General features: G+C 39.4%; 19 protein-coding genes. 17 read left to right on the top strand and 2 right to left on the bottom strand.

Annotation, left to right across the window (positions count from 1 at the left end; all coding sequences use genetic code 11):
* Window positions 1-5 precede the first annotated feature (5 nt).
* Genes zipA through ACMXYS_RS02765 form a run of 5 tightly spaced genes read left to right on the top strand, consistent with a single transcriptional unit; the run spans window position 6 to window position 5,738 of the window.
* Window positions 6-2,138 carry a cell division protein ZipA gene (zipA, locus tag ACMXYS_RS02745; RefSeq protein ID WP_415897506.1) on the top strand — a complete coding sequence of 711 codons (2,133 nt, stop codon included), beginning with the start codon at window positions 6-8 and terminating at the stop codon, window positions 2,136-2,138.
* Between the two features lie 41 nt (window positions 2,139-2,179).
* A complete protein-coding gene (gene ligA / locus ACMXYS_RS02750) occupies window positions 2,180-4,210 on the top strand; it encodes an NAD-dependent DNA ligase LigA (protein WP_415897507.1) in 2,031 nt (676 codons plus the stop codon).
* Window positions 4,210-4,779, top strand: a complete 570-nt coding sequence (locus tag ACMXYS_RS02755) for a hypothetical protein (protein ID WP_415883456.1) — start codon at window positions 4,210-4,212, stop codon at window positions 4,777-4,779. The genes ligA and ACMXYS_RS02755 overlap by 1 nt, the downstream gene beginning before the upstream one ends.
* A 10-nt stretch (window positions 4,780-4,789) precedes the next feature.
* Window positions 4,790-5,002 carry a YheU family protein gene (locus tag ACMXYS_RS02760; protein ID WP_415883457.1) on the top strand — a complete coding sequence of 71 codons (213 nt, stop codon included), beginning with the start codon at window positions 4,790-4,792 and terminating at the stop codon, window positions 5,000-5,002.
* Between the two features lie 55 nt (window positions 5,003-5,057).
* On the top strand, window positions 5,058-5,738 hold the full coding sequence (locus tag ACMXYS_RS02765) for a DUF4126 domain-containing protein (protein ID WP_415883458.1): 681 nt from the start codon (window positions 5,058-5,060) through the stop codon (window positions 5,736-5,738).
* On the opposite strand, the gene ACMXYS_RS02770 is transcribed toward ACMXYS_RS02765, so the two are convergent.
* Both ACMXYS_RS02770 and mnmC read right to left on the bottom strand, forming a co-directional pair.
* Window positions 5,707-6,348: an HPP family protein gene (locus ACMXYS_RS02770; protein ID WP_415883459.1), complete on the bottom strand. Its 642-nt coding sequence runs from the start codon at window positions 6,346-6,348 to the stop codon at window positions 5,707-5,709. The two genes, ACMXYS_RS02765 and ACMXYS_RS02770, sit on opposite strands and share 32 nt — an antisense overlap.
* Window positions 6,349-6,423: 75 nt before the next feature.
* Window positions 6,424-8,373 (bottom strand): bifunctional tRNA (5-methylaminomethyl-2-thiouridine)(34)-methyltransferase MnmD/FAD-dependent 5-carboxymethylaminomethyl-2-thiouridine(34) oxidoreductase MnmC, encoded by a 1,950-nt coding sequence (gene mnmC, locus ACMXYS_RS02775; protein WP_415897508.1) that lies wholly within the window; start codon window positions 8,371-8,373, stop codon window positions 6,424-6,426.
* A gap of 775 nt (window positions 8,374-9,148) precedes the next feature.
* On the opposite strand from mnmC, the gene ACMXYS_RS02780 reads away from it, so the two are divergent.
* The 12 genes from ACMXYS_RS02780 (at window position 9,149) to ACMXYS_RS02835 (ending at window position 24,294) form a co-directional block, all read left to right on the top strand.
* Window positions 9,149-10,315: a nucleotide sugar dehydrogenase gene (locus ACMXYS_RS02780; protein WP_415897509.1), complete on the top strand. Its 1,167-nt coding sequence runs from the start codon at window positions 9,149-9,151 to the stop codon at window positions 10,313-10,315.
* A gap of 311 nt (window positions 10,316-10,626) precedes the next feature.
* Window positions 10,627-11,967 carry a flippase gene (locus ACMXYS_RS02785; protein ID WP_415897510.1) on the top strand — a complete coding sequence of 447 codons (1,341 nt, stop codon included), beginning with the start codon at window positions 10,627-10,629 and terminating at the stop codon, window positions 11,965-11,967.
* Between the two features lie 21 nt (window positions 11,968-11,988).
* On the top strand, window positions 11,989-14,019 hold the full coding sequence (locus tag ACMXYS_RS02790) for an acyltransferase family protein (RefSeq protein ID WP_415897511.1): 2,031 nt from the start codon (window positions 11,989-11,991) through the stop codon (window positions 14,017-14,019).
* A 19-nt stretch (window positions 14,020-14,038) separates the two neighbouring features.
* Window positions 14,039-15,472, top strand: a complete 1,434-nt coding sequence (locus ACMXYS_RS02795) for an alkaline phosphatase family protein (RefSeq protein WP_415897512.1) — start codon at window positions 14,039-14,041, stop codon at window positions 15,470-15,472.
* Window positions 15,469-16,539 carry a polysaccharide pyruvyl transferase family protein gene (locus tag ACMXYS_RS02800; RefSeq protein ID WP_415897513.1) on the top strand — a complete coding sequence of 357 codons (1,071 nt, stop codon included), beginning with the start codon at window positions 15,469-15,471 and terminating at the stop codon, window positions 16,537-16,539. Before ACMXYS_RS02795 ends, ACMXYS_RS02800 begins: the two co-directional genes overlap by 4 nt.
* 841 nt (window positions 16,540-17,380) lie before the next feature.
* The gene (locus tag ACMXYS_RS02805) at window positions 17,381-18,616 is read left to right on the top strand and encodes a glycosyltransferase (protein WP_415898227.1); all 1,236 of its coding nucleotides are present in this window, start codon (window positions 17,381-17,383) and stop codon (window positions 18,614-18,616) included.
* A gap of 332 nt (window positions 18,617-18,948) precedes the next feature.
* Window positions 18,949-19,671, top strand: a complete 723-nt coding sequence (locus ACMXYS_RS02810; RefSeq protein WP_415897514.1) for a glycosyltransferase — start codon at window positions 18,949-18,951, stop codon at window positions 19,669-19,671.
* Window positions 19,668-20,933 carry a hypothetical protein gene (locus ACMXYS_RS02815; protein ID WP_415897515.1) on the top strand — a complete coding sequence of 422 codons (1,266 nt, stop codon included), beginning with the start codon at window positions 19,668-19,670 and terminating at the stop codon, window positions 20,931-20,933. Before ACMXYS_RS02810 ends, ACMXYS_RS02815 begins: the two co-directional genes overlap by 4 nt.
* Entirely contained in the window at window positions 20,930-22,075 is a 1,146-nt protein-coding gene (locus tag ACMXYS_RS02820; protein ID WP_415897516.1) for an NAD-dependent epimerase/dehydratase family protein, read from the top strand. Before ACMXYS_RS02815 ends, ACMXYS_RS02820 begins: the two co-directional genes overlap by 4 nt.
* 4 nt (window positions 22,076-22,079) lie before the next feature.
* On the top strand, window positions 22,080-22,820 hold the full coding sequence (locus ACMXYS_RS02825; RefSeq protein ID WP_415897517.1) for a glycosyltransferase family A protein: 741 nt from the start codon (window positions 22,080-22,082) through the stop codon (window positions 22,818-22,820).
* Entirely contained in the window at window positions 22,817-23,746 is a 930-nt protein-coding gene (locus tag ACMXYS_RS02830; protein ID WP_415897518.1) for an NAD-dependent epimerase/dehydratase family protein, read from the top strand. Before ACMXYS_RS02825 ends, ACMXYS_RS02830 begins: the two co-directional genes overlap by 4 nt.
* On the top strand, window positions 23,743-24,294 hold the full coding sequence (locus tag ACMXYS_RS02835; RefSeq protein ID WP_415897519.1) for a sugar transferase: 552 nt from the start codon (window positions 23,743-23,745) through the stop codon (window positions 24,292-24,294). Before ACMXYS_RS02830 ends, ACMXYS_RS02835 begins: the two co-directional genes overlap by 4 nt.
* Window positions 24,295-24,388: the final 94 nt, after the last annotated feature.

A 24,388-nucleotide genomic window follows, 5' to 3' on the forward strand; every position in this document is an offset into this window, starting at 1 on the left:
AGCACATGGAAATCACTCTGCGTGAATGGTTAATAATCGGTGGGGTTGTTTTAATCCTACTGATTGTTTTGGATGGTTGGCGTCGTATGCAAATTGGGCGTAATCGCCTAAAGATGAACATCGACAAAAACTTTGTTGATCTTCCAGAGGGAGATGACTCATTTAATCCAGAGTTACCGTCAGGTGGTGCCCGCAAGGTCGCGTTAGATGATGACCCACTTTTCTCTAATTACCGTCCAAATTTAGACGGTGATTCTCCCTCTGTTGAGACTCAAAACTCTTCTGTAACAAGTGGAATGGATGCACAAGAAATGCAGCCGCTAGCAGAAGAAAAAACTGTTAAAAAAGAAGAGCCTATAGCCCCGGCTTGGGATGATAATCTAGATATTGATGACGGTATTGTTGGTAGTGCACGTAAGGTTACAGTTGAGCCGACGTTAACTGTTGACGACATCCCTGTAATGGATGAACCACTTCCAAAAGAAGCGGAAGAAACAAAACCTGAAGTCTTCGATTATGCTATGGATGAAGGGGTGTTGGGTCCTGCTCGCGTAGTAGAACAAACTATTCCAGAACCAGAACCAGAACCAGAACCAGAACCAGAACCAGAACCAGAACCAGAACTAGAACCAGAACCAGAACCAGAACCAGAACCAGAACCAGAACTTCAGTCTTACCAGGAAGTTACTGATGAAGAAGTTCCTGTGGTTACAGCGGATGACGGTTTTGAGCAAAATACTGTTGAAATCAAAGACGCAACTGCTCCATATCATGAAGATGAAGTTCTTCAAGAGCGATCGATAGTCGAGTTAGAACCTGAAGCAGTCGAAGAGACTGTGCAGCCAGAATCTGAAATTGAGATTGTTCAGGAAGCAGAGCAAGAGTCTCAGTCCTATGCTGAGTTTTCTGATGAAGTTTCAGAAATTCAAAGTGTTGATACTGAACAGAATCATTATGTTGAAGCAACGAACACTCAAATTAATGAGTACCAAATGCTTCAGGAAGAGTCTGACACTGAACTTGAGTTAACAGAAGTTATTGACGAAGAGCTGAAACCAGAACCGCGTATTGAAATAGAACAGCCTGTTGAAAATCTTGCAGAGCCAGAGCCAGAGCCAGAGCCAGAGCCAGAGCCAGAGCCAGTAATTGCAGCAGTAGCTGAGTCTGTTCAAGAGATTGACTTCGAAAAGCCTGTTACTCTTCTTATGGATGAGCTTGATGAAAAAGAGCATATCCATGAAAGCGAACAGGAACCTGAAGCTTTCCCTCAGTTGGACCTTAAAGGTGTTGAGAACAGCACTCCCTCAGTCGTTGAAGATGATCCACAAACAGGCTTCGATTTTGGTCATGCCGAAGAGGATCCATATGCCAACCTAACCCTAGGTTCGGCGTTAGATAATGATTGCTCCGAGCTTTCAGTTGCAGAGACTATTTCAAAAGCCCCAACAGCTGAGGCTCAAGAGGTTCAAGTTGAAGAGGCTGAAACTAAAGATGCCAGTTATGAAAAAACAATGGAGCCTGAGTATCTGCGTGAAGAAGTAGAATCTTCGCCAGAACCAGATGCTATGGTTGAGCAAGTTGAAGTTATTTCCGATGTTCAGCCAGAGCCAGAGCCAGAGCCAGAGCCAGAGCCAGAGCCAGAGCCAGAGCCAGTTGTAGCGCCTGCAGGTGTGCAGCGGAAGCCTCTAGAGAAAGATCCTGATCCTGAGAATGTTCTGGTGATCTCTGTAATTGCCAAAGAGCAGCCGCAGTTTAACGGTCCTGTATTGCAGAAAATAGTTGATGCTTGCGGTATGAACTTTGGCGAAATGGATATCTATCACCGTTTCGAAAAAGCTTCGGGTATTAGCCCTGTACAGTTCAGCATGGCAAATGCACTTCCACCAGGTACCTTCGTTCAAGGGAACCCTGAATCACTTACGACAAAAGCGGTGATGTTCTTTATGTCTATGGAAGAACCGCAAGATGTCATGGATGCCTTTGAGTGTATGTTGGCTACTGCAGAAACTGTAGCGAAGCATCTTGGTGGCGAGATGCTGGATGAAAACCGATCGGTACTACGAAGCCAGACGATGGAACACTACCGGCAGCGTGTTCGCGATTTTGAAATGAAAACTCTTAAAAAGCGTGGCCGTTAAGCCGCGCTTTCTTCTCTCTATACCCCTTATTGAGTCTTACCGTGTCTATACAAGAACAGATCGAATCTCTGCGTGAGCAGCTAAACCAACATAACTATCGTTACTATGTTTTGGACGATCCAGAGGTTCCGGACGCTGAGTATGATCGACTTTTCCATGAGTTGAAAAAGTTAGAGAGAGAAAACCCTGAGCTAATAACATCTGATTCACCGACTCAAAGGGTTGGTGGGCAGCCTCTATCGGCCTTTAGCCAAATTGCACATGAACTGCCGATGCTCTCTTTGGATAACGCCTTCAATGAAGAGGATATGCAAGAGTTCAATCGTAGAGTGCTAGAGCGTTTAGATCAGCAAGGTGGTGGATCTATACAATATGCTTGTGAGCCAAAATTAGACGGTATTGCCGTAAGTTTACTTTATGAAAATGGTTTGCTTGTCCGTGGCGCAACGCGCGGTGATGGTACCACCGGTGAAGATATCACCCTGAATGTACGTACTATTCCTACGATTCCTTTAAAGCTAACAGGCAGTGGTTACCCAGAGCGGTTAGAAGTCCGTGGTGAAATCTACATGCCGAAAGCGGGCTTCGAACTGCTAAATAAACGTGCAGCTGCAACGGGACAAAAACCATTTGTAAATCCACGTAATGCTGCAGCAGGGAGTCTACGTCAGTTGGACCCCAAGATTACCGCATCTCGACCTCTAGAGATGTGTAGTTATAGTGTTGGTATCGTTTCTGGCGGTGAGTTGGCTTCTGAGCATGCCGCCATACTGACCCAGCTAAAAGAGTGGGGCTTTAAACTCAATCCATTGTTAGATGTTGTCGATGGTGTTGATGGTTGTATGACGTACTATCAAAAAGTCTCTGAGCTGCGTGATTTGCTTCCTTACGAGATCGATGGTGTCGTTTTTAAGGTGAATAACCTTGAGCAGCAAAAACAGTTGGGCTTTGTATCACGAGCGCCGCGCTGGGCAATAGCGCATAAATTCCCTGCTCAAGAAGAGATGACAACAATTCGTGCGATTGAATTCCAAGTTGGTCGTACAGGTGCGGTTACTCCTGTGGCTCGTCTAGAGCCTGTTTTCGTGGGTGGTGTGACCGTTTCTAACGCCACTTTACACAATATGGATGAGATTGAACGTCTTGATGTGCGGGCAGGTGATACGGTGATCATTCGTCGTGCTGGCGATGTGATCCCGCAAGTTGTTCGAGTGTTACATGATAGAAGGTTACCCGAAGCAGAAGCGGTAGAGTTTCCTAAATCTTGTCCCGTATGCGATTCGGCTGTAGAGCGGCAAGAGGGGGAGGCAGTTGTTCGTTGTACGGGTGGTTTGTATTGTGCGGCACAACGAAAAGAGGCGCTAAAGCACTTTGTATCCCGCAAGGCGATGGATATCGATGGTCTGGGTGATAAGTTAATCGAAATGCTTGTCGATCTGGATATGTTACATAATCCAGCGGGATTGTTTACCTTGGATCGAGCGGAGATCGCTAAGCTTGAGCGAATGGGGCCTAAGTCTGCCGAGAATTTGATTAATGCGATTAACAACAGCCGTAATACACAATTTCCGCGTTTCCTATACGCTTTGGGTATTCGTGAAGTAGGTGAGGCAACTGCTCGAGCGTTAGCGCATCATTTTGGCAAGCTAGATGCTCTGATGTCAGCATCTGAAGAAGAGCTTGTCGATGTGCCTGATGTAGGGCCGATTGTAGCGAAGCATATTACTCAGTTTTTTGCGCAGGAACATAACCGCGAAGTTATCGATGCCTTGATTAATGAGGCTGGTATTTCTTGGGAAGCGATAGAAAAACCGTCTGAAGATGAGTTAGTCTTGCAGGGTAAAACATGGGTTCTGACGGGTAAGTTGGAGCGTATGGGGCGTAGTGATGCGAAAAATCACTTGTTGGCTTTAGGCGCCAAAGTGGCTGGCAGTGTCTCTGCAAAAACTGATTGTGTAGTGGCTGGGCCGGGTGCTGGCTCAAAACTTAAAAAGGCAAACGAGTTAAACATCGCTACGATGGATGAAGATGAGTTTGTTAACTTTCTAGCTGAGCATGGAGTGAATCTGTAATGCTAATTCGGTTCAATCATAAAGCTTATGGTGTGCTTATCATTTCATTGCTTCTTTCTGGTTGCTTTGGTGGGGCTACCACTAAGCCAGCTCTGATGATCTGTGATGAGTTAGATGACACTGATGATTGGATTGAGCCGGCTGTTAATGTTCAGCAAAAATACGGTACTCCTCTGGCTTTAACTCTAGCTATGCTTGAACTGCCTTTAACTGAGTTAGATAAAAAACACGTTCGACCTCGTGCTGCAGATTGGGATGAATTTCGTATCCGTAGTGAGCGTTGGGATGCTGAGCCTACAGAGGTAGAAGATGCTGTTCATTTTGTTGGTTGGTTTACACAGCAGAGCGTGAGCCGTAATGGTCTTGCTTGGGATAATGCGGCAGGTCACTACTTAGCACTTCGGTTAGGTCATGGTGGTTATCACCGTTTTGATTCAACTAAGTATCCAGAACTTACTAAGCAAGCGCGTGGTATTCAGCAAAGATATGATCGTTGGCAGCGTGAACTGCACGGATGTAAAGACCGTTGGCAGGGAGAAAGCTGGTTTAGTAAGTTGAAGATCTGGTAGTCCCACCTTTATGATCATCCCCTATCAAGAACTTGAACCAGGTACACTCACTGCATTGATCGAAGAATTTGTCAGCCGTGATGGTACTGACTATGGTGAATATGAGTTCTCTCTCTCCGATAAAGTCGCCCAAGTAAAATCTCTCTTGCAATCAGGGCAGGTCGTTATCTTGTTCAGCGAGAGTACAGGCCTTTGTAATATAGTATCTAAAGACACATTGTAGCGCTGGGCCTTTCTATTCGATCTGTAAGGCCTTGGATAATCAGCGAGGTACTTATATGGATCAGTTAGAACAAATTGTCAGTTTAGTAGCACTGACGATGGGGGTTGGTTGGGCAAGTGGTATTAACTTATACGCTACTGTCCTAATGTTAGGCATGCTCAATAATATGGGGCATATAGCCTTACCAGAAGAGTTACAGATTGTCAGTGATCCGCTAGTATTGATGGCTGCTGGGGCTATGTATTTTGTCGAGTTTTTTGCCGATAAAGTACCTGGTGTCGACACTGGCTGGGATACATTACACACCTTTATTCGAATCCCCGCAGGCGCAGCTTTAGCTGCCAGTGCAGTAGGCGACGTAACGCCAGCAGTAGAGCTGGCTGCAGCTTTGGCTGGTGGCACATTAGCAGCAGGAAGTCATGCGGCGAAAGCGGGTGGGCGCGTACTAATTAATACTTCACCAGAGCCTGTGACCAATTGGACCGCTTCAATTAGTGAAGACCTGCTGGTGTTAGGTGGCCTGTGGGCTGCACTTAACCACCCTATTTGGTTCTTAGCTGGCTTGGTAATCTTTATATTGCTGTTGGTATGGCTGCTTCCAAAGATCTGGCGTGGTGTGAAAAAGGTATTTAGATTTATTGCTGGGTTGTTCGGCGGTAATAAAGAGGAGCCTAAGGAGCTATCATCGCATCCACCACAACGCCCTAAACCCATCTCTCCAAATGAGGGCCACTGACCAGTAAGCGCAAAAGGTCTGTTCTACAGACGATGCCAACAACCTGGTCTTGATCATCAACCACTGGAACTGCATTGATGTCATTCTCTATAAAATTCATTGCGACATCTTGAACCATAGTTTCAGGTGTCGCTGCCGTTAGCTTTTTAGTGCATAAAGATCGGACAGGAGAGATAGAATCTGTTCCTGCAGCAATAAGATCTGTTTTGTGAATAAGCCCTAATGGACGTTGATCCTCTTCCATCACCACCAAGTGATTGATTTCCAGAGAATCCATTCGTTTCCAAGTGCTGCTGATAGGGGTGCTTGGTGTCACACTATGTACCGGCGAAACCATAATTCTAGAGACCGTCAACTGCGGGCTGTCAGGTTCTGCATGGCTATCGGCGGTATTAGAGGCATAAGCACGGCTAGCGTTGTCATTATTTTCTGGGCCTTTTTGAGGCCCCGGGATAACAAATTTTTCACCATCGGCATGGAGACGATCTTCCATATCTGCGCTACGGTGGCTGTGGCGGCTGTGTTTTAGAGAATCAACACCTTTCTCCCTAAAGAGAGACTCTTTAGGTGTTTGTATTCGATAACCTTGATCGTATACGTAAAGTGCCATAGTTACTCCAGCCAAACAGGGATAAATCAAATATAAAACTGAAGCTGCATGTTATGCAACTCCAGCTATAACCTATTATATCGTCTGTTTGATCAACTTCTTAATGATAAAGCGGGCTGGGTTAATGGCATCAATGACATCTTTGGGTAGAGGAAGGGGCTCATCGCATATCATCGAGACTAATAGTTCTGCTGAAATAGGGCAGGTAATTAACCCTTTAGAACCATGACCTGTATTGACGTAGAGATTAGGGTGATGCTCTGCTTTTGCATTCTCAAAGTGCCATTTTCGATCTTTTCTTAGTTGTGCGAAGGTTTCAATAAATTGATCTTGCACTGGTGCAGGACCAACAATGGGCATGTAATCTGGCGTGCTGCAGCGGAATGCTGTTCGTCCTTGCAGGTCATTAAATTCTGAAGCTAAATCTGCATGTATGTCGGGTAGAACCTTACCTAACTTTTCTAGATTGGATTCATGGTCATCTTGTGTAACATTGCGCTCTTTACCTTGAAGATCATAAGTCGCGCCAAAGCAATACTGTTGGTTCTGAGCTGGCGAGATATAACCATCGCCACAAACCACACTGTTTAACTGGTTGTTTGCTGGTTTAGCTTGAGTAATGGATACCTGGCCTCGGATGGTTTTAAGAGGAAGATGATCTGTTTGGTTAAACTGGTTCGCCATCTCAGCATTACAGATAACAACATGGCTAGACGATAAGATCTCTCCGCTCTGTGTTGCTAACTGCCAATGACCTTCTGCAAAAGATAATTCTTCTACTTGCTGTTGTACTACTGAGATATTTGGGTGATCGACAAAATGATCGCACAATGCTCGTGGCGAAACCCAACCAGCAGAAGGGAAAAATAAGCCATCAAAATTAACGGTTGTGCCTGCGATCTCGGATAATTCCGTAGCATTTTTAAGAGAAACAAGCTGTTGTGGATAAGTTTCTTGTTCGATCAGGTTGTTTTGACGAGAGAGTTCTTTGTCGCTCGTTGCAAGCTGCATAACTCCACATTGAGACCAAAAGGATTCTTCTGGGTCTAAGCGCTTAAGCATGTTAACACTGTACAGAAAACCGCTTAGGTGTAACTCACCCTGGGTAGTTTGCTTGACTGGAAGCTTGGCGTATAAAGCGCCCTGAGGATTACCAGATCCGCCAGTAGCTAACTGATTTTCTTGTTCGATCAGCGTAACTTTAACGCCTCGTTCGGCTAAGGCTCGCGCAGTCGAGCAACCTGACAGGCCGCCACCAATAATCGTGACCTCTTTAGGCTTTTTAGATGCTGGCAATTCAAACCAAGGTTTTTCAATCGGCGTAGGAGTTGTGTTCTCAACAAAGGTGCCGACTAACATTTCGCGCTTACGGCCAAATCCTTTCTGTTTTCGAACATCAAACCCAACATCCCTTAAGCCACGTTTCACAATACCTGCAGCTGTGAATGTAGAAAAGGTAGTGCCTAGTTTGCTTAAACGGGCTATCTCACGGAATAGCTCTGGTGACCACATGTCAGGGTTTTTAGAAGGGGCAAAACCATCAAGGTACCAAGCATCTACTTTTGCGTTTAAACGAGAGTATGATTCGGCGGCATCGCCGAACATCAAAAGTAATTTTATTCTATCATTGCAAAAGTTTAATGTGTGGTAACCTGGATTGTTGGCAGGGTATTGAGCAATTAGTTCCTTAGTTAAAGTGAGGTTAGGTGCAGATAGCGAAAGCGCTTGAGCCAAATCCCTTTTTGTCAACGGGTGATTTTCAGACGAAATAAAAACTAGTTTTTTGTTAGGGTTTATTCTCAGCCAGTTGTGTGTTGTGGTCAAAAAGTTGAGGCCTGTACCGAAGCCGGTTTCTCCAATGGTTGTGAGTATGTTGGGACTGTTTTTTTTATCTAATTCATTGCTTTGGAAGAAAACATAATTGCTTTCTTTTAAGCCTTGATCAGGATTAAAGTAAATATCCTGATGCGTTAAAGAAAATGGCGAGTCATTTTTCCAAGCGATTTCTGCTGTGATTAGTTTCATTTGTTGTATGTTATGTGGTCGTATTCATTAATACAGACTAGGTTTTTGTGTGAATGGCGATCTTCTTATTGCTAAAGATAACTGATTGTTTTCAATGGATCGAGTTTTGGAAGCTGACCTCAGACAAACACATAGTAGATTAGACTAAGTTTTTAGAAGATTTTATGTGATCGGAGTTTCAAAAAATACTGTCAGTTGTTGTGATACGGGGTGCTAGTCGAACAGTGATGCTAGCTTCGTTCAAAGTATTTAGCACATTCTAAATGATGAGAACTAATCTCTCGTTTTAACTGGTTGATTCGGTTTAGTTTTAACTGAAAAGAACAGCTCTGGGCATGTTAAAATTCCTCTTTAAATTTGACTAGCGTAATAAGCTTATCAGTAGTTTACTTAATTACCTTCGTAACTATATATCTGAATTCCTATTGAACTGGTAGTTGTTTGCTTCATGACCATTTTGGTATTGGTTATGATGGATTTGTATCTATGGGTTAACTATCTCGTTGACCTGCCTCCCAGATTCGTACCAGTTTTTCGACACTCGATATTCTGTAATTAAATAATTGGGAAGTCAGTCTTAAGCCTTTATTTCGAAGCGTTGTACTTGAGAATTGATTGTAAACAGCCCCTTGGTCGACTATTGCAACCAAAAGTGGGCTGTGGGAAAAATGGTTCAGAACGAAGGGGTAATCGTAGAATAAATTAAGTGGTAGAATATGAGGATGAATAGTCTTTGAATTTACTAAGGTTATAAGCTTTGTATGGGTTGTAATGGATGAAAATAGCAGTAGCTGGTACGGGTTATGTTGGTCTTTCGAACGCGATATTGTTAGCTCAGAATAATGAGGTTGTAGCTGTAGATATTGTTCAAGAAAAGGTGGATATGGTTAATGCTAAGTGTTCACCGATTGAGGACAAGGAAATTCAAGAGTATCTGTCTGAACGTTCCTTGAATCTTGTTGCTACAACTAATAAAGAGTTGGCTTATAGATATGCGGATATCATTATCATATCTACACCAACCAGTTATGATCCTGTGACTAACTACTTTGATACAAGTAGTGTAGAGGCGGTTATTCAGGATGTAATGTTGATCAACGCTGATGCTTTGATGGTGATTAAATCAACGGTACCTGTCGGCTATACTTGCGAAGCACGAGAACGTTTCGGGACCTCAAACCTCATCTTTTCGCCTGAGTTTTTACGTGAGGGACGTGCTCTATATGATAACCTTTTTCCATCGCGTGTGATTATAGGTGAAGATAGTGAGCGTGCTAAAATCTTTGCTAATTTACTTGTGCAAGGAGCAGTTAAGAAGGATTGTGAAATTCTGTATACGGGTAGTACAGAAGCAGAGGCTATCAAGTTATTTTCTAATACTTATTTAGCTATGCGAGTAGCTTATTTTAACGAGCTTGATACTTATGCAGAGACTCATGATCTAGATTCGAGGCAGGTAATTGATGGTGTTTGTCTTGATCCACGTATTGGTGATCATTATAACAATCCGAGTTTTGGATACGGCGGCTACTGTTTACCAAAAGATACTAAACAATTGTTAGCTAATTACCAAAATGTACCAAGTAATATTATCAGCGCGATCGTTGCTGCTAATGCTACCCGTAAAGATTTTATTTCTGATTCTATTATTGCTAAACGTCCAAAAGTAGTTGGTGTTTTCCGTTTGGTAATGAAAACCGGGTCAGATAATTTCCGAGACTCCGCGGTTCTGGGAGTGATGAAACGTATTAAAGCAATGGGTATTGAGGTTGTTATTTACGAACCCGCTTTGAACGACAAAGAATTTATGAATTCTAGGGTTATACAAGATCTAGAATGCTTTAAATCTGAAAGCGATGTCATTATTGCTAATCGTCATTCTGATGCTTTGGAGAGTGTAATTGAAAAGGTTTACACGCGAGATTTATATAGCTGTGATTAAGCCTGAAATGCTTTTAAGATGAAATTATCAATGTTGTTTTTGTTGGTAGGTCTAATTCTGTAGAAGAACGCTAACAGTTTCTCTGTTATACAGTCGATTGAGTATCTTATGAAATGTAGATGTCTATGAGGTGTCTTAATTGAATTACAGTGTTTCTATTTTAAATAATCAGTAGATAAATACTGGAATGTAGTTTTTAAAATGTCTGTTGCTTATCAAGCAGTTCATGGGTGGAAAAACTATAAATTTATACTTGAGCTCATTGTCCTGATAATGTGCCTAATTTTTTATAATTTGGATTGTGTTTCTTAATGGTTTTTTTTCCAAAGTCTATTTTAGAAAAGATACGGAATCGGCCTAGCCTGGCCAAGATTGCAAATAATATCGTGTGGTTGTTTTTTGATAAGCTTCTCCGGTTAGGAGGAGGGCTTGTCGTTGGTGTGTGGATTGCACGTTATCTTGGCCCAGAGCAGTTTGGTTTGCTAAATTTTGTTACAGCATTTGTTGGGTTGTTTGTGGCTTTTGCGGGGCTTGGATTAAAAGGGGTGGTGATACGAGATCTTGTAAATAAGCCTGATTCAAGTTTTGAAATACTTGGGACTGCGCTGATGTTAAAGGTTGCAGGAGGGGTAGCTGCATATGTCCTTGTAGCAATCATGATGTTTTGGCTACGGCCTGATGATGTATTTACACAAACCATTACGCTAATTATTGGTTCTACTCTCATATTCAAAGTTGGAGAAATTGTAACTTACTGGTTTGAGTCTCAGGTCTTATCAAAGTACGTTGTTTGGGTTCAAAATGGATGTTTTCTTGCGGCTTCAGTTATAAAAGTAGTATTAATTTTAAATGAGGCGCCTTTAAAGGCATTTGTCTGGGTAATAGCCTCAGAAGCTTTATTTGTAGCTGTTCTATTAATTTGGGTGTTTGCAATACGAGCTGGGCGGTTGCAAAGGCTGAGGTTTACATTTCAGCGTGCTAAAAGTTTACTTTCTGATAGTTGGCCTCTCATGCTTTCAGGAATATCCATGACGGTTTATATGAATATTGACCAAGTCATGCTTGGTCAGTTAGCCAACGATGAAGCTGTAGGTGTATATAGTGCGGCAGCTAAAGTTAGTCAGGTGTGGTATTTCATCCCAATGATTATCGTTTCATCGGTTTTTCCTGCAATTTTGAAGGCGAAAATGAGAGATGAAACTCAGTATTATCAAAGGCTTCAACGCCTTTTTGATCTTATGGCTTGGTTGTCGTTTATGGTAGCTGTGCCACTAACTTTAGTGGCTACCCCTCTGATGGTAATCGTCTTTGGCGATTTATATGAGCAATCAGGCGCGGTACTTGCTATTCATGTTTGGGCATCCGTTTTCGTTTTTATGGGCGTCGCAGGTGGTAAATGGTTTTTAGCAGAGAATCGCCAAATTCTTAATTTTTATAGGAAAGCGCTTGGTGCAATTGCTAATATAGGTTTGAATTTAATCCTCATACCACTTTATGGGCCAATAGGTGCGGCAATTGCGACAATTATCTCCTATGCAATAGTTGAGTTTATTTACGATGTGTTTCAAAGAGAAACGCGGTGCTTATTTATAATGAAATTGCAGTCATTGAATTTGTATGCATCTGCTCAAAGATTGATTTGTAAAATATGAGAGTTTAGATAGAGGTTTTTGGTGAACTATCGTCCTGAAATTGATGGCTTAAGAGCTATAGCTATCATCCCTGTTATTCTTTTTCACGCTGGGTTTTCAGTATTCTCCGGCGGGTTTGTTGGGGTTGATGTATTTTTTGTTATAAGTGGTTATCTAATAACCACTATTATTTTCCAAGAAATGACAGAGGGGAAATTTTCTATTTGGAGTTTCTATGAAAGGCGTGCAAAGCGAATTCTTCCTGCGCTTTTCATTGTGACTTTGCTTTGTATTCCTTTCGCATGGTTATGGATGTTGCCATCTGAATTCAAAGATTTTAGTCAAAGTATCGCAGGAGTCGCGACATTTACATCGAATATTTTTTTCTGGCGCGAAAGCGGCTATTTTGAAGATCCTGCTGAACTGAAGCCTCTACTTCATACATGGTCTCTTGCAGTGGAAGAACAGTTTTATATATTTTATCCTCCTCTTTTATTAATTCTATACAAATTAGTACCTAAACGTTTATTTATTATCATTGCTCTAATTACATTGTGTAGTCTTTGTTTATCGCAATGGGCCTCTTCTGCATATGCGAGTGCTAATTTCTATCTGTTGCCTACTCGAGCATGGGAGATGGGTATAGGGGCTTTAGTAGCGCTGCATCTACAGAATAATAAAGTTCAAAAGCAAAATTTAGATTTACTCCCAAGTGAATCATCTTGGCAGTTACCTTGGCAGCAAGTTATTTCTCTGCTTGGAATAAGTTTGATTACATATTCAATTCTATTCTTTGATAAAAATACACCTTTCCCAAGTGTGTGGGCGTTGATTCCTGTTTTAGGGACCGCTTTCATAATACTTGCTGCAAACGAGAAAACATTGGTAGGCAAATTACTAAGCCATAAATCTTTGGTAGGTATTGGATTGGTTAGTTATAGTGCTTATTTATGGCACCAGCCTATATTTGCGTTCGCTCGTATTAGAATTATCGATGGGGTTACTGAATGGGTATTCGTTGGGCTTATAGTACTAACATTTGTCCTTTCAGTGGTTACCTACTTTTTAATCGAAAATCCTGTTAGGAAATCGAAAAGCTATTCTAGATTGAAAGTGCTTTCTAGCGCATTTTTGGCTTGTGTAGCATTTATATTTATTAGTTGGGTAGGCCAAGAAAGGGGAGAGTTAGCTTATGCAGATTCAATAATTAATAAGGTCGATTGGAAAAAAAATGTAAGTCCGGTACGCCTATCATGTCATGCGACAGCACACGATCCAATTCTTCCTGCGGAGGCATGCAATTTAGCAGAAGGGAATGCAAACTTTGTTTTTTTATGGGGCGATTCTCATGGTGTTGAGCTTTCTTGGACTTTGGCTAAAGAAATAAAAAAGCGTCAGATTCCATTAGGTTTTAAACAGATAACAGCTTCTCAATGTATACCTGTTCCTGGAGTTTCTTCACTGCGTGAAACTCATTGTGTTGAGCATAATGATAGAGTTTTTGACTACTTAACACAGCAATCGATGCCTGGAATAGTAATACTCTCGGCTAGATGGCCTTTATATTTTATTGGAGAAAGGGTTAATCATGCTAATGGATGTACAGAAATGGGAGAGCTTGGTAGCCGATTTGTGTCATCTATTGAAGAAAATGATAGAAAAGATAAATTAGGCCTAAAGCTTCGTGAAACGATTTCAGCGTTGATAGCAGCTGGACATAAGGTTTTATTTGTTCATGCTCCTCCCGAGCCTGGATGTGATGTACCAGCTAAGTTGGCAAGATATGAATTATTCTCAGATGAACAAGATTTGCTGTATTCCGCAGATATACATCTTGAACGGAAAAGTATCGTTTCTTATCATTTGAAGGGTATATTTAATGATTCGTTTACTACATTCGACCCGACAGATGTCTACTGTGATATAGATAATTTAACTTGCAAGATTGCGGATAAAGGAGCCTTTTATTTCGATGATGATCATCCAAGCATTTTTGTAAGTGAAGTAGTTTCTAGCAAGCTTATTCATCAGCTTTTAGGGGTTAATTGGTTAGAAGTTGGTGAAACACAATAGGTTTGGAATAGGATTAGATATGAAACTTTTAGTATTAGGTATAGACGGGCTTGGTGAAGAAAGCTTAAGTAAAATGAAGCTTAATCGCCTTGCTGGTTTAATTAGTAAAGGTAAGAAAGCAAACCCGTCTGTAGATAATATAGTAAGCCGTGGCTGGCCTGAAATTTATTCAGGTGCAACTGCGTATGAAACTGGAGCTTTTTTTCAAATTCCGCACTTGTTGAAAAATAAAATCTGCCCAACCCAGAAAACGGGTGCTAACGTCGTGTCGAATCATATTGGCGAGGATGAATTACTTTGGTCTCGACTTAGAAAGTTAGGGTATCGGGTAGGGTTGTTTGGGTTGCCAACAGTCACTACCTCTCAAACGACATGTGAATTCTCATTTCCTGCTACAGGTGCAGGTCAATTCAAAAATTCTACAAATTCTAATGGTGTGTATCCAGCTGACTTGGCGAGTTTAGCAGACTATTCAAAATCTAATAGCGGTTTAAGAATAGGTCAGGGAGCATTCCTTCCAAAGTCTTCGGATGAGCTTGCCCGTTGGTTAAGAGATCATTTGTCTCAATACTTTTATACTCTGAGACAAACTTTAAGGAGAAATGATGTTAATGCATTGATTCTAGGAACACGCTTTGTCACTTTATTTTATAAATTTCGGCATATATTGTCCTCAGAATTGACAGATCCAGAAGATATAAACTTGAAAAAAGTTCTTTTAGATGCTGCTGAGGAATTTGATTATGAGCTTGTGAAATTTATTGAAGAGGCTAATCCTGAAGAGCTCTTTATAGTATCAGACCATGGCCTTGGGGAATTGAGGTATCATGTTACGATTAATGAAGTGTTACGAGAGCTAGGTTGCATTAATTACAAACCATTAGTAAGCCGAGCTGCAAAGCAAGCTGCTAGAAAAGTTCGTGATATTTATAAAGGTAGAAAGGCAAATTATTATCCAGACTTTGATTATGATAATAGCTCAGCTTTTTCGATTGGTTATACTGACGTTATTTATATCAATGATGCGCGCTTCAAAGGCCCTGAGATGAGCGATGAGTCAAGGTACGAACGAGCAGTTAAGTTAAGTAAAGAACTGACTAGTTATGTTGCTACTCAAGGTTACGATCAGTTTGTCGCATTTGAGCCTATTAAAAGTTCTGGGTGGACTGACCCTATCGAGACTAATGCCGATCCAATTCCACTCCCTGATATTCGTTGTGTGCTTGCTGAAGGTTGTGTCAATTTGCAACGAACAAATGGGAATGTGGTAGAAAAGAATGAACCTTATTATGCAGAAGAGATGTATAAGAAAGGTTTTTTTGCTGAGCATTCAGGCTGTAAAACGAATGATACTATTGCGGCTTATATTGGTAGTGATCGTCAGCCTTTCAAACCACAAAGTCTAACAGACTTATACATAGAGATTCTTCGAGTGGCCGGAAGTACATCATGAATCCCCCTAAACTAACTAATGAAAGGTCACCTTCAAAAGTAGGCATCATGACCTTTCACTATACGACTAATTATGGTGCTGTGTTACAGACATATGCGCTGGTGAGAATTGTAAAATCCTTAGGTTTTAATCCTGAGGTTATTGACTATAGGCCTTGGAAGGCAAATCTAGTCTATGCCAAAACACTTTTTTTAAATCGACGGGCCTTCAGCGGCATATTAAAATTTATACGGTTTTCTTCTTTTCTACGAGATAAGCTATTTTTAACATCCAAGAAAGACTTTGATGGTAAGGGGCTTGAGGCTGTTGCTGAACAATGTGGTGCTGTAATTGTTGGCAGTGACGAAGTTTGGAAAACGAATTCATTTCGAGGTTTTGATCCTGCATTCTTTCTCGATTTTGTTAAAGATGATCAGAAAAAGATAAGTTTTTCCGCTAGTGTGGGCAGTACAAAAAGTTTTGGACAGCGTAAGGATGAAATATGCGAGCTACTTTCACAATTTGATGCTATTGCAGTGAGAGATGACTATTCAGCTGAGCTTTTAGCTGATGAATGTGGGCTTGATTCAACAGGTCTTCTTGATCCAACACTATTAATAGATTTTCCAGAATTTACATCTAAATATGTATCAAATGATGATTTCGTACTCATCTATGGGAAGTTGAATGATAAAGAAATGTCTATTGTCAAAGAAGTGGCAGCGGAGAGAGGGTGTAAGGTCTACTCGGTAGGGTATTTTAATCGCGATGCGGATGAAAATTTTGTCGCTGCAGGGGTTGAGGATTGGTTAGCGCTGTTTCAATCTGCAACTATGGTATATACGTTGTTTTACCATGGAGTAATTTTTTCTCTAAAATTTCATCGTGAGGTAATGGTTTTAAATAGGGAAGATAAAAGCTATAAAATTGCTCAACTAATTAAAGATTTGCAATTGGAGTATAAGGCTTGTGGCGAAGCTGGGGTAAAAAAAGAAATAACTATGCTTAGTTATTCAGATAAAACCTCAAGAGTAATTGAATTGGCGCGTACGAATTGTAAAAATTATTTATTGGAAGCGCTTTCTTAATAAGTAGATATCAAATGAGAGGCTGTTTTTTGGCTTCTCTTTTTCTAAATGTATAAATATGCCTGCCTTTTAATAGATATTCAGTATTAAACTCTGAGCGGAATTACTTAGTTGATTTAGGTTGTTCTGTAATAAAAATCGGCTGTTTAGGTATGAAATCCCCATAAAACTTTAACTATAATATAGCCTAGGCGCAATGCTATTGGGTGTTTATTGAAAAGTGTTTGTTATATATAAAAATAAGTTTGTTTGTTAATGGGGCGAATTATACGTGTTGTAAAGTTTTTATTTTGGCAATGGTTATTTAATGTGGGCTTTTAAGCTGATTTTTGTGGCTTGGTGTTCCTGTTTATTTGTAGAATTTTTTAAAAGCTACTATCTGTGTGGGTCTGCGCTTTAATCTTTGGCTTGTGTGGATCTGACTTTGGGGTGTAGGTTTTTGATTTAAGCTTGAAAATTTAATCGTAATTAATGATTTAATATATATTATAATCGTTCGTGTTAATTTTAATTAGATTATTTAATGATTAATGTTAGGTATTATTTTAGCTGGGAATGCTCTATAGAACAATGCTGCTGAGCTTAGCGGATGGTGTTCATAGAGTAGATAGCAGTAGCGTTTAAAATAGCATTGAGACTAGGGTTAGGTGAGTGCCGGCATCAGGTTGTACCTATTATTTTACAAGAGTAACGGTTGAAGTGTGGAAGAGCTGAAAGGAAGACCATAATCCGCATGTTCCTTAAGTAAATAACATCAGATTTTGGTACAATGCTTGGTCAGTTTGAATTTTGATAGACTGTCGGGATGCGGTGAGGTTTGAGGTAGTAGACGTTGAAAAAAGTGAAAGTAGTTCACTTAGTTGCTGGAAGTTTGACAGGGGGAGCTGGTAGAGGGGCGTACTGGTTACATCAGGCTTTGATTAGTAAGGGTATAGATTCAAAAATAATTACTAATTCTCAGGATGATTTTGGTGACCCTACAGTTTATTCCATGTCTAAATCGAAACTGGGAAGGTTGTTGTCTCTGGTTGCTTCACAGCTTGATAAAATTCTGCTTGCGCTTTTTCCAAAGCGGGAAAAAAGAATTTTTAGTACTGGATTATTCGGTCTGCAATATAAAAAGAATGAGCTTTATAGAGCTGCGGACATTGTTCATCTTCATTGGGTTAATGGCCTTGTGAGTTCGAAATCCATTAGCTCAATTGATAAGCCAATAGTGTGGTCTATCAGGGATATGTGGCCAATGACGGGAGGTTGTCATTACTCACTTGAATGTGAAAGATATATTTCAGGTTGTGGTAGTTGCCCTCAGTTAAATGCATTTAAGGGGCTAGACTTTACTAAGTATCTAGTCAGACTAAAAAATAAATCTTATAGCAAAGTCCAACCTGTAGGAATTAGTGATTGGGTAACGGATGAACTTAAACGAAGTGCTGTATTCAGAGAAGCAAAGTTGAAAGCAATAACTATTAATAATTGCGTTGATTTTTCTATTTTTGAACCAGTTGATAAGAGTGTTGCTAGAAATATATTGAATATTACATCTAGTAAGAAGATTATACTTGTTGGATCAACAAGTCTAACTGATTTTTACAAAGGTTTTTCATATTTCATAGAGTCACTTGAATACCTTAATAAAGATGATTATTTGATCTGTGCGTTTGGTAAACCAGATGTGGCTGCCTTGAAATCAACTGGTTTTGAATATCTAGCATTTGGATATTTGTACGATAATTTGTCTTTAAAGCTAGTTTATAGTGCTGCAGATGTTTTTGCTGCTCCAAGTATTCAGGAAGCTTTTGGTAAGACATTAGTTGAGTCAATGGCATGTAATACTCCGGTAGTATGTTTTGATGCAACGGGGCCGGCATCAATCGTTAAGCACAAAATTACTGGTTATAAGGCTAAATTGTACGATGCTAAAGACTTTGCAGAAGGGCTAAACTGGGTGATTAATAAATCTACAGACGAATCTGGATTAGATAGCGTTAGAGAAATTGCATTTAAAGACTTTGATTCCTCAGTGGCAGCGGATCAATACATATCATTATATAAAGATATGGTATCTAACGAGTAAAGAAAACATTCTAGATGCTTCAAATAATTATTACTTTTTAGTATTTGAAAGTTTTAAATGGATTTGTTTGGAAGGATATTTGCTTAAGTGCCGATTCGTATTGAAGTTTAATGGCTATACGCATCATGATATTTAGTAAGATGTTAAAGGTTGTGTTTATACAGTGGTGTAATGCAGGCTTGTGTCGATAATGAACGGGCTGTATTTAATAACTAATTTGTGCAAATGGCTGCTTAACTTATAAAGAATGATTTATTTTTAATGGTTTTTAAACTGTGATTTTGTCTGATCTGACTGTTGTGAAACTTTATCTGGTGAGGTATTGAAAGGTTATGAGGCTTAGTATTATAACAATAGCGTATCAAGATGTTGATGAGCTTAAAGCTACTATTGAATCAGTTCATAATCAGACTACTCAGCCATTTGAACATATACTTGTTACAAAGAAGATTGGTAAAGATTTTCTTCTGCAACTTGAAAATGTGAAGTTAATTACAGATAAAGATCAATCTCTATACAACGCAATGAATTTGGGGCTTAGAAAGGCTGAAGGTACTCATGTATTTTTCTTGAATTCTGGTGATGTATTTTATAATGAAAAATCTATTGAACATATATATTCAGATGTGGACGATTATCAGTGTGAAGTCTATAGAACCTGTCAGGTATATGAAGATCTAAAATTTATACGCCCAGGCTTGGCTCGTCTAAAGGATAGTGCTATCAATCCTGCACATCAAGGTTTTATAACTCCAATAAATAAAAAGCCTGATATGCGTATTTATTTCAATGAGAAATCTGCTATATCGAGTGATATTGAATGGATGAAAGAAAATATCGGTGTATATGGCATCCAAGTTAATCAGAATGTCTTGTCGTATTTTCATTTGGGCGGGATATCAAATAGCCCAAGTCTAAAAACCTTAAAAATAAGGTTATTAGAACGAAATAAATTCACTAAAGAATTTGTGAAATTTCTTATAAGGAAGGTGGTAGGTAACCGTTTTTATTATACGATCCTTTCACGGGTGTCTGGTTATGAGAGAGTAGAGTGATTAAACAAGATAAGCTTGATTTAGTTAGTTTTATTTTGCTACTCCTGGTCTTCTGTTCAGGAGTTAGATTATTGTCTTTCTTTTCTGCGGAAATGCAGCCAGTCTTTATCATTGCTATGGTCTTCTTGGTAATGCTTTCTGCAGTAGTAAGTTTAAAACTAAATAAAGAAGAATTATTATTCTGTACTGGATTACTTATATTAACTCCTTGGATTATATGGGGGTTTTTTGAATATGGTTCAGACTCGATAATTAGCTTCCTTACCCTAATGGTTGGTCCAAGTATTGTTGTTTTTTGCTCAAGGTTTGATCTTACAGGTTCATTGAAAACTGTTTTTTTTCTGGTTTGCTTTTTGTTTTTAGTGTTGGGTTTGCTGCAGATTAGCCTTGTATTGAGCGATACCTATATTGAAGAATTGTTCAAAAGCTTTATTTCTAGGTTTAGGTTTTCTACTTACCCAGGTGGGAGAGGTGTAGGATTTCTATTCTCTGAACCATCTCACGCAGCGCGTTTTATTTGGCTGCTTTTTGTTTTTTACGTCATAATTTCTCACATGGAGAAACTATCCATGTTGATGCATTCTTGTTGTTTGGGAATGATATTATTACTAGGTGTAATGAATGCTAGTTTGACGTGCGTTTTTTTGTTTTTCATGACTTTCTTTGTTTACTTTGCTATGAAAGTCTTACTAAGGTTTGATTATAAAACACTATTGCTATCGTCTGTGGTTATGTGTCTATTATGTGCTTTTTTAATAAGTTCGGATAGGGTAACTACTTCAATTGAAATTTGGGGAAGTTCTGATGCATTTTCAACACAGCTATCTAGTTTTGGTGGTGTTAGGTTTGTCTCAGTATTGTACACATACTTTTATGTGTTGATGAATCCTTTTGGTTTTGGGGCAGGTGCTTCACTAAATGAATTAGCAAATATATTCAGTTATTTTTCAATCACAGAAGATGAGCTTTGGATTCTGTCTATACGAGACGGTGATGCCTCGGGTTTAAAACCCTCATCTTATTTATCACAATTTTTTTTGGATTTTGGTCTTCTGTTGCTTGTGCCGTTTATTATGATTTTTATAAAATGGTCCAGGCTATTTATACACCAAGAATTTTTTATGCTCTTAGCCATTCTTTGGGTGTCTGTATTTCAAATTGCTTTTTATTCAACTACAACAATGCCTGTTCCGTGGTTGTCCATAGGGCTTATCTTAATGATTTGCAAAAAGAAAGATTTATTTAAAGGAAATTCTATATGAAAATAATAGTTTTTGGTGGAGACGGCTTTTGTGGATGGCCAACATCACTGCGATTGGCTTCGATCGGGCATGAAATTTTAATTGTCGATAATTTGTCTAGACGAAATATCGATAATGAGCTTTCCTCTGGCAGTTTGACAAATATTGCCTCAATCAATGAGAGGATAGCCTGTGCAAATAAGTTAGTAGGTAATATTAGCTTTAAAAATCTAGATGTTTCTAAAGACTATTCTGCACTAAAGAATTTGATTGCAGATTTCCAACCAGATTCTGTTGTTCAGTTTGCTGAGCAGCGATCTGCTCCATATTCAATGATCTCTGATGATCAGAGACGTTATACTGTAGATAATAACATCACAGGTACACATAATATTTGCAGTGCTCTAGTTGATGTCAAACCAGATACTCATTTGGTTCATCTAGGAACAATGGGTGTATATGGTTATTCTAAGGAGTTTGGTCAAATTCCTGAAGGTTACCTTGATGTTAAAATTAACCAGACTGAGAACGACGTAGATATACTTTACCCAGCTAACCCTGGAAGTATTTATCACATGACTAAATGTTTAGACCAATTGATGTTCCAGTTTTACAATAAAAACTGGGGGCTTCGTGTTACCGATCTACATCAAGGTATAGTTTGGGGTGTGGAGACATCCGAGACTAAATTGGACAAGGCCTTAGTTAATCGTTTTGATTATGATGGTGTTTATGGCACGGTTTTAAATCGTTTTATTTCTCAGGCTGCAAATGGTTATCCATTAACCGTATATGGTACCGGTGGTCAAAGTAGAGCGTTCATCCATATCTCGGATACTGCGGAATGTGTTAAATTAGCGATAGAGAACGATTCTTTTGATAATAGCAGAGTCCGAATCTTTAATCAGGTCTCTGAAGTTAGGTCTGTTATGGAATTGGCGGAAATTATTTCAGATAAATATGGCGTGGAAGTTTCTAATGTTGAAAATCCACGTAAAGAATTGGCTGAAAATGATTTAGAAGTTTCGAATGTCGGTCTTACTAGCTTAGGCTTTAAGCCAATTACTTTAGATGAAGCTTTAATTGAAGATGTTAGGTTTATTGCGGAAGAGTTGGCAAATAATTTTGATAAAGCTAATGTATTAAGTTCTCCAAAGTGGTGATTTTATGAATATGTATATAATTACTCCTTGTGGTGGAAGTTCTGCTGAATTAAAGCTCACTTGTGAAAGTGTGGTTCTAGCTGCTGATCAAAACCGCGATTGTAATTTTATCCATATCATTATTTTTAATAATGGTGTTAGCTATGACATCAACAAATATGAGTCTTCTAATTATAGGGTTGTAAAGTTTGATATAAACCCTATTGCTTCTCGGTCAGCAGCAAGAAATCAGGGGCTTGATTATGTTTCTGATCGAGACGATGGATTGGTAAACTTTTTAGACTCGGGTGACATATTGTTGCCCGAGCCTTTCGATGTGATTTCATATAATGATAACTTTGATTTATATAGTTTTTCTACATTGATAAAGTCTGACAAAGCGGAAGTTGTTCGCAGGCCGGTCAATTCTAAATGGATTTATTATATTAATCCTTTTTATCTAGGGTCTGTATTTGTATGTTCTAAGCTTGCAACACAGTTCCGATTTTATAACGGAAGAAAAGAGGATTGGAAGTATTGGGTTGAAATAACTAAAAGTAAACCTAAGTGTTTTTATTCTGATAGTTTTGCTTATAAGTACGTTATAAAGAGTAAAGTCAATCATTTTTTTAGAAAGATAAAATTGGTTTCGCACCAATATGATTTCTATAAGGAGTTTCTTGGCTTTGGTGTTTGCAAATCAATGTTTTATTGCTTGTCTCATTATTCTATTCAAATGTGTAGATGGGTTTTTGTACATAAATGAGCATTAATGTAGAAAAGATTTTAGTGACGGGTGCTAGTGGATTTGTTGGGTCCGCAGTAGCCGCAAAGCTTATAGATGATTATCAGCTTATCAGTGTTGTAAGAAAGGGGGCTTCCAAGGAAAAAATACCAGGTCAAGTGATGTCTATTAATGGACTCGAGAATGATGTGGATTTCTCGGAAGCGTTAGCAGATATTGATGTTGTTATACATATTGCGGCCAAGGCTCATAATACCTCTGTAGAAGAATCTGAATATTATAAGGTTAACGTTGAAGGTACTTTGAACTTGGCGAGGCAGGCAGCTCGATGCGGCGTTAAACGTTTTATTTTTCTTAGCTCCATCGGTGTCAATGGCTCCGAGAATCAGAAGCCGTTTACAGAGGCTGATGAGCCGCAGCCAAGTGAGCTTTATGCTGAATCTAAATGGCGAGCTGAACAGGGTTTATGGGATATTTCAGAACAATATAATTTAGATGTTGTTATTATTCGCCCTCCATTAGTTTATGGACCAAATGCGCCAGGTAATTTTGGTAGATTAGTTCGTTTGGCACAGAAAGGGATTCCACTCCCTTTGGGTAATATTAAAAATCAGCGATCGTTTATTGCGTTAGATAATTTAGTTGATCTCATCGCCACTTGTGTTGAACACCCTGATGCTTCAAACCAGTTATTTGTTGCTGGAGATGGTTGTGATGTATCTACTACAGATTTATTGTTAGGCCTATCTCGGGCTATGGGAAAGTCGTTGTACTTAATACCTTTACCCGCCAATTTACTGATGTTCTTTATGTCAGCTGTTGGTAAGGAAAAAATGGCAAGGCAATTGCTCGGTTCATTAAGAGTAGATATTTCAAAAGCTCGATCCCTACTCGGCTGGGAGCCTCCAGTTTCATTTGAAGAGGGTTTAAAGAGGTGCTTTAAATGATACGTTTTATTGATGTTTTATTATCGCTAATTGGTTTGCTGTGCGGCTTACCTATCTTTGCTGTGTTGGTTTTGATTGGTCTTATTGATAATGGGTCGCCAATTTTTTACCAACAAAGGGTCGGTCGGCATAAAAAGCCATTTATTCTAATTAAATTTCGTACAATGAAAAAAGACACTCCTTCTGTTGCTACGCATTTGGCCAAAGGCTCAGATGTGACTAAGTTCGGTCATTTTCTGCGAAAAACGAAATTAGATGAGTTACCACAGCTTTGGAATGTTTTAAAAGGAGAGATGAGCCTGGTTGGCCCGCGCCCAGGTTTATATAATCAAATCGAATTAACTGAAGCTCGCGAAGAAGAAAATGTTTATTCGGTTCGACCGGGTATAACTGGATTGTCGCAAATTAAAGAAATAGATATGTCTACACCATTACTACTTGCAAAAACAGATGCAGAAATGATCGCCAATATGTCTGTTAGGTTCTATTTTAAATGCATTCTATTGACAGTTTTAGGTAAAGGAGGTGGGGATAGGGTTCGATCATAACTAGTTAATCATTTTGGCGTATTAATTTCTTCATGTTTTATGCTTTTATGTCGCTTTTATGTCGCTATTTCAGCTGATTATTAATCTTTGATTG

The organism is Neptuniibacter sp. QD57_21 (genome assembly GCF_047778075.1).
Lineage (GTDB): Bacteria > Pseudomonadota > Gammaproteobacteria > Pseudomonadales > Balneatricaceae > Neptuniibacter.

Coding starts and splice junctions, on each gene's coding strand:
- zipA (WP_415897506.1), top strand. CDS start 6: ATGGAAATCACTCTGCGTGAATGGTTAATAATCGGTGGGGTTGTTTTA.
- ACMXYS_RS02755 (WP_415883456.1), top strand. CDS start 4,210: ATGCTAATTCGGTTCAATCATAAAGCTTATGGTGTGCTTATCATTTCA.
- ACMXYS_RS02760 (WP_415883457.1), top strand. CDS start 4,790: ATGATCATCCCCTATCAAGAACTTGAACCAGGTACACTCACTGCATTG.
- ACMXYS_RS02765 (WP_415883458.1), top strand. CDS start 5,058: ATGGATCAGTTAGAACAAATTGTCAGTTTAGTAGCACTGACGATGGGG.
- ACMXYS_RS02770 (WP_415883459.1), bottom strand. CDS start 6,348: ATGGCACTTTACGTATACGATCAAGGTTATCGAATACAAACACCTAAA.
- mnmC (WP_415897508.1), bottom strand. CDS start 8,373: ATGAAACTAATCACAGCAGAAATCGCTTGGAAAAATGACTCGCCATTT.
- ACMXYS_RS02780 (WP_415897509.1), top strand. CDS start 9,149: ATGAAAATAGCAGTAGCTGGTACGGGTTATGTTGGTCTTTCGAACGCG.
- ACMXYS_RS02785 (WP_415897510.1), top strand. CDS start 10,627: ATGGTTTTTTTTCCAAAGTCTATTTTAGAAAAGATACGGAATCGGCCT.
- ACMXYS_RS02795 (WP_415897512.1), top strand. CDS start 14,039: ATGAAACTTTTAGTATTAGGTATAGACGGGCTTGGTGAAGAAAGCTTA.
- ACMXYS_RS02800 (WP_415897513.1), top strand. CDS start 15,469: ATGAATCCCCCTAAACTAACTAATGAAAGGTCACCTTCAAAAGTAGGC.
- ACMXYS_RS02810 (WP_415897514.1), top strand. CDS start 18,949: ATGAGGCTTAGTATTATAACAATAGCGTATCAAGATGTTGATGAGCTT.
- ACMXYS_RS02820 (WP_415897516.1), top strand. CDS start 20,930: ATGAAAATAATAGTTTTTGGTGGAGACGGCTTTTGTGGATGGCCAACA.
- ACMXYS_RS02825 (WP_415897517.1), top strand. CDS start 22,080: ATGAATATGTATATAATTACTCCTTGTGGTGGAAGTTCTGCTGAATTA.
- ACMXYS_RS02830 (WP_415897518.1), top strand. CDS start 22,817: ATGAGCATTAATGTAGAAAAGATTTTAGTGACGGGTGCTAGTGGATTT.
- ACMXYS_RS02835 (WP_415897519.1), top strand. CDS start 23,743: ATGATACGTTTTATTGATGTTTTATTATCGCTAATTGGTTTGCTGTGC.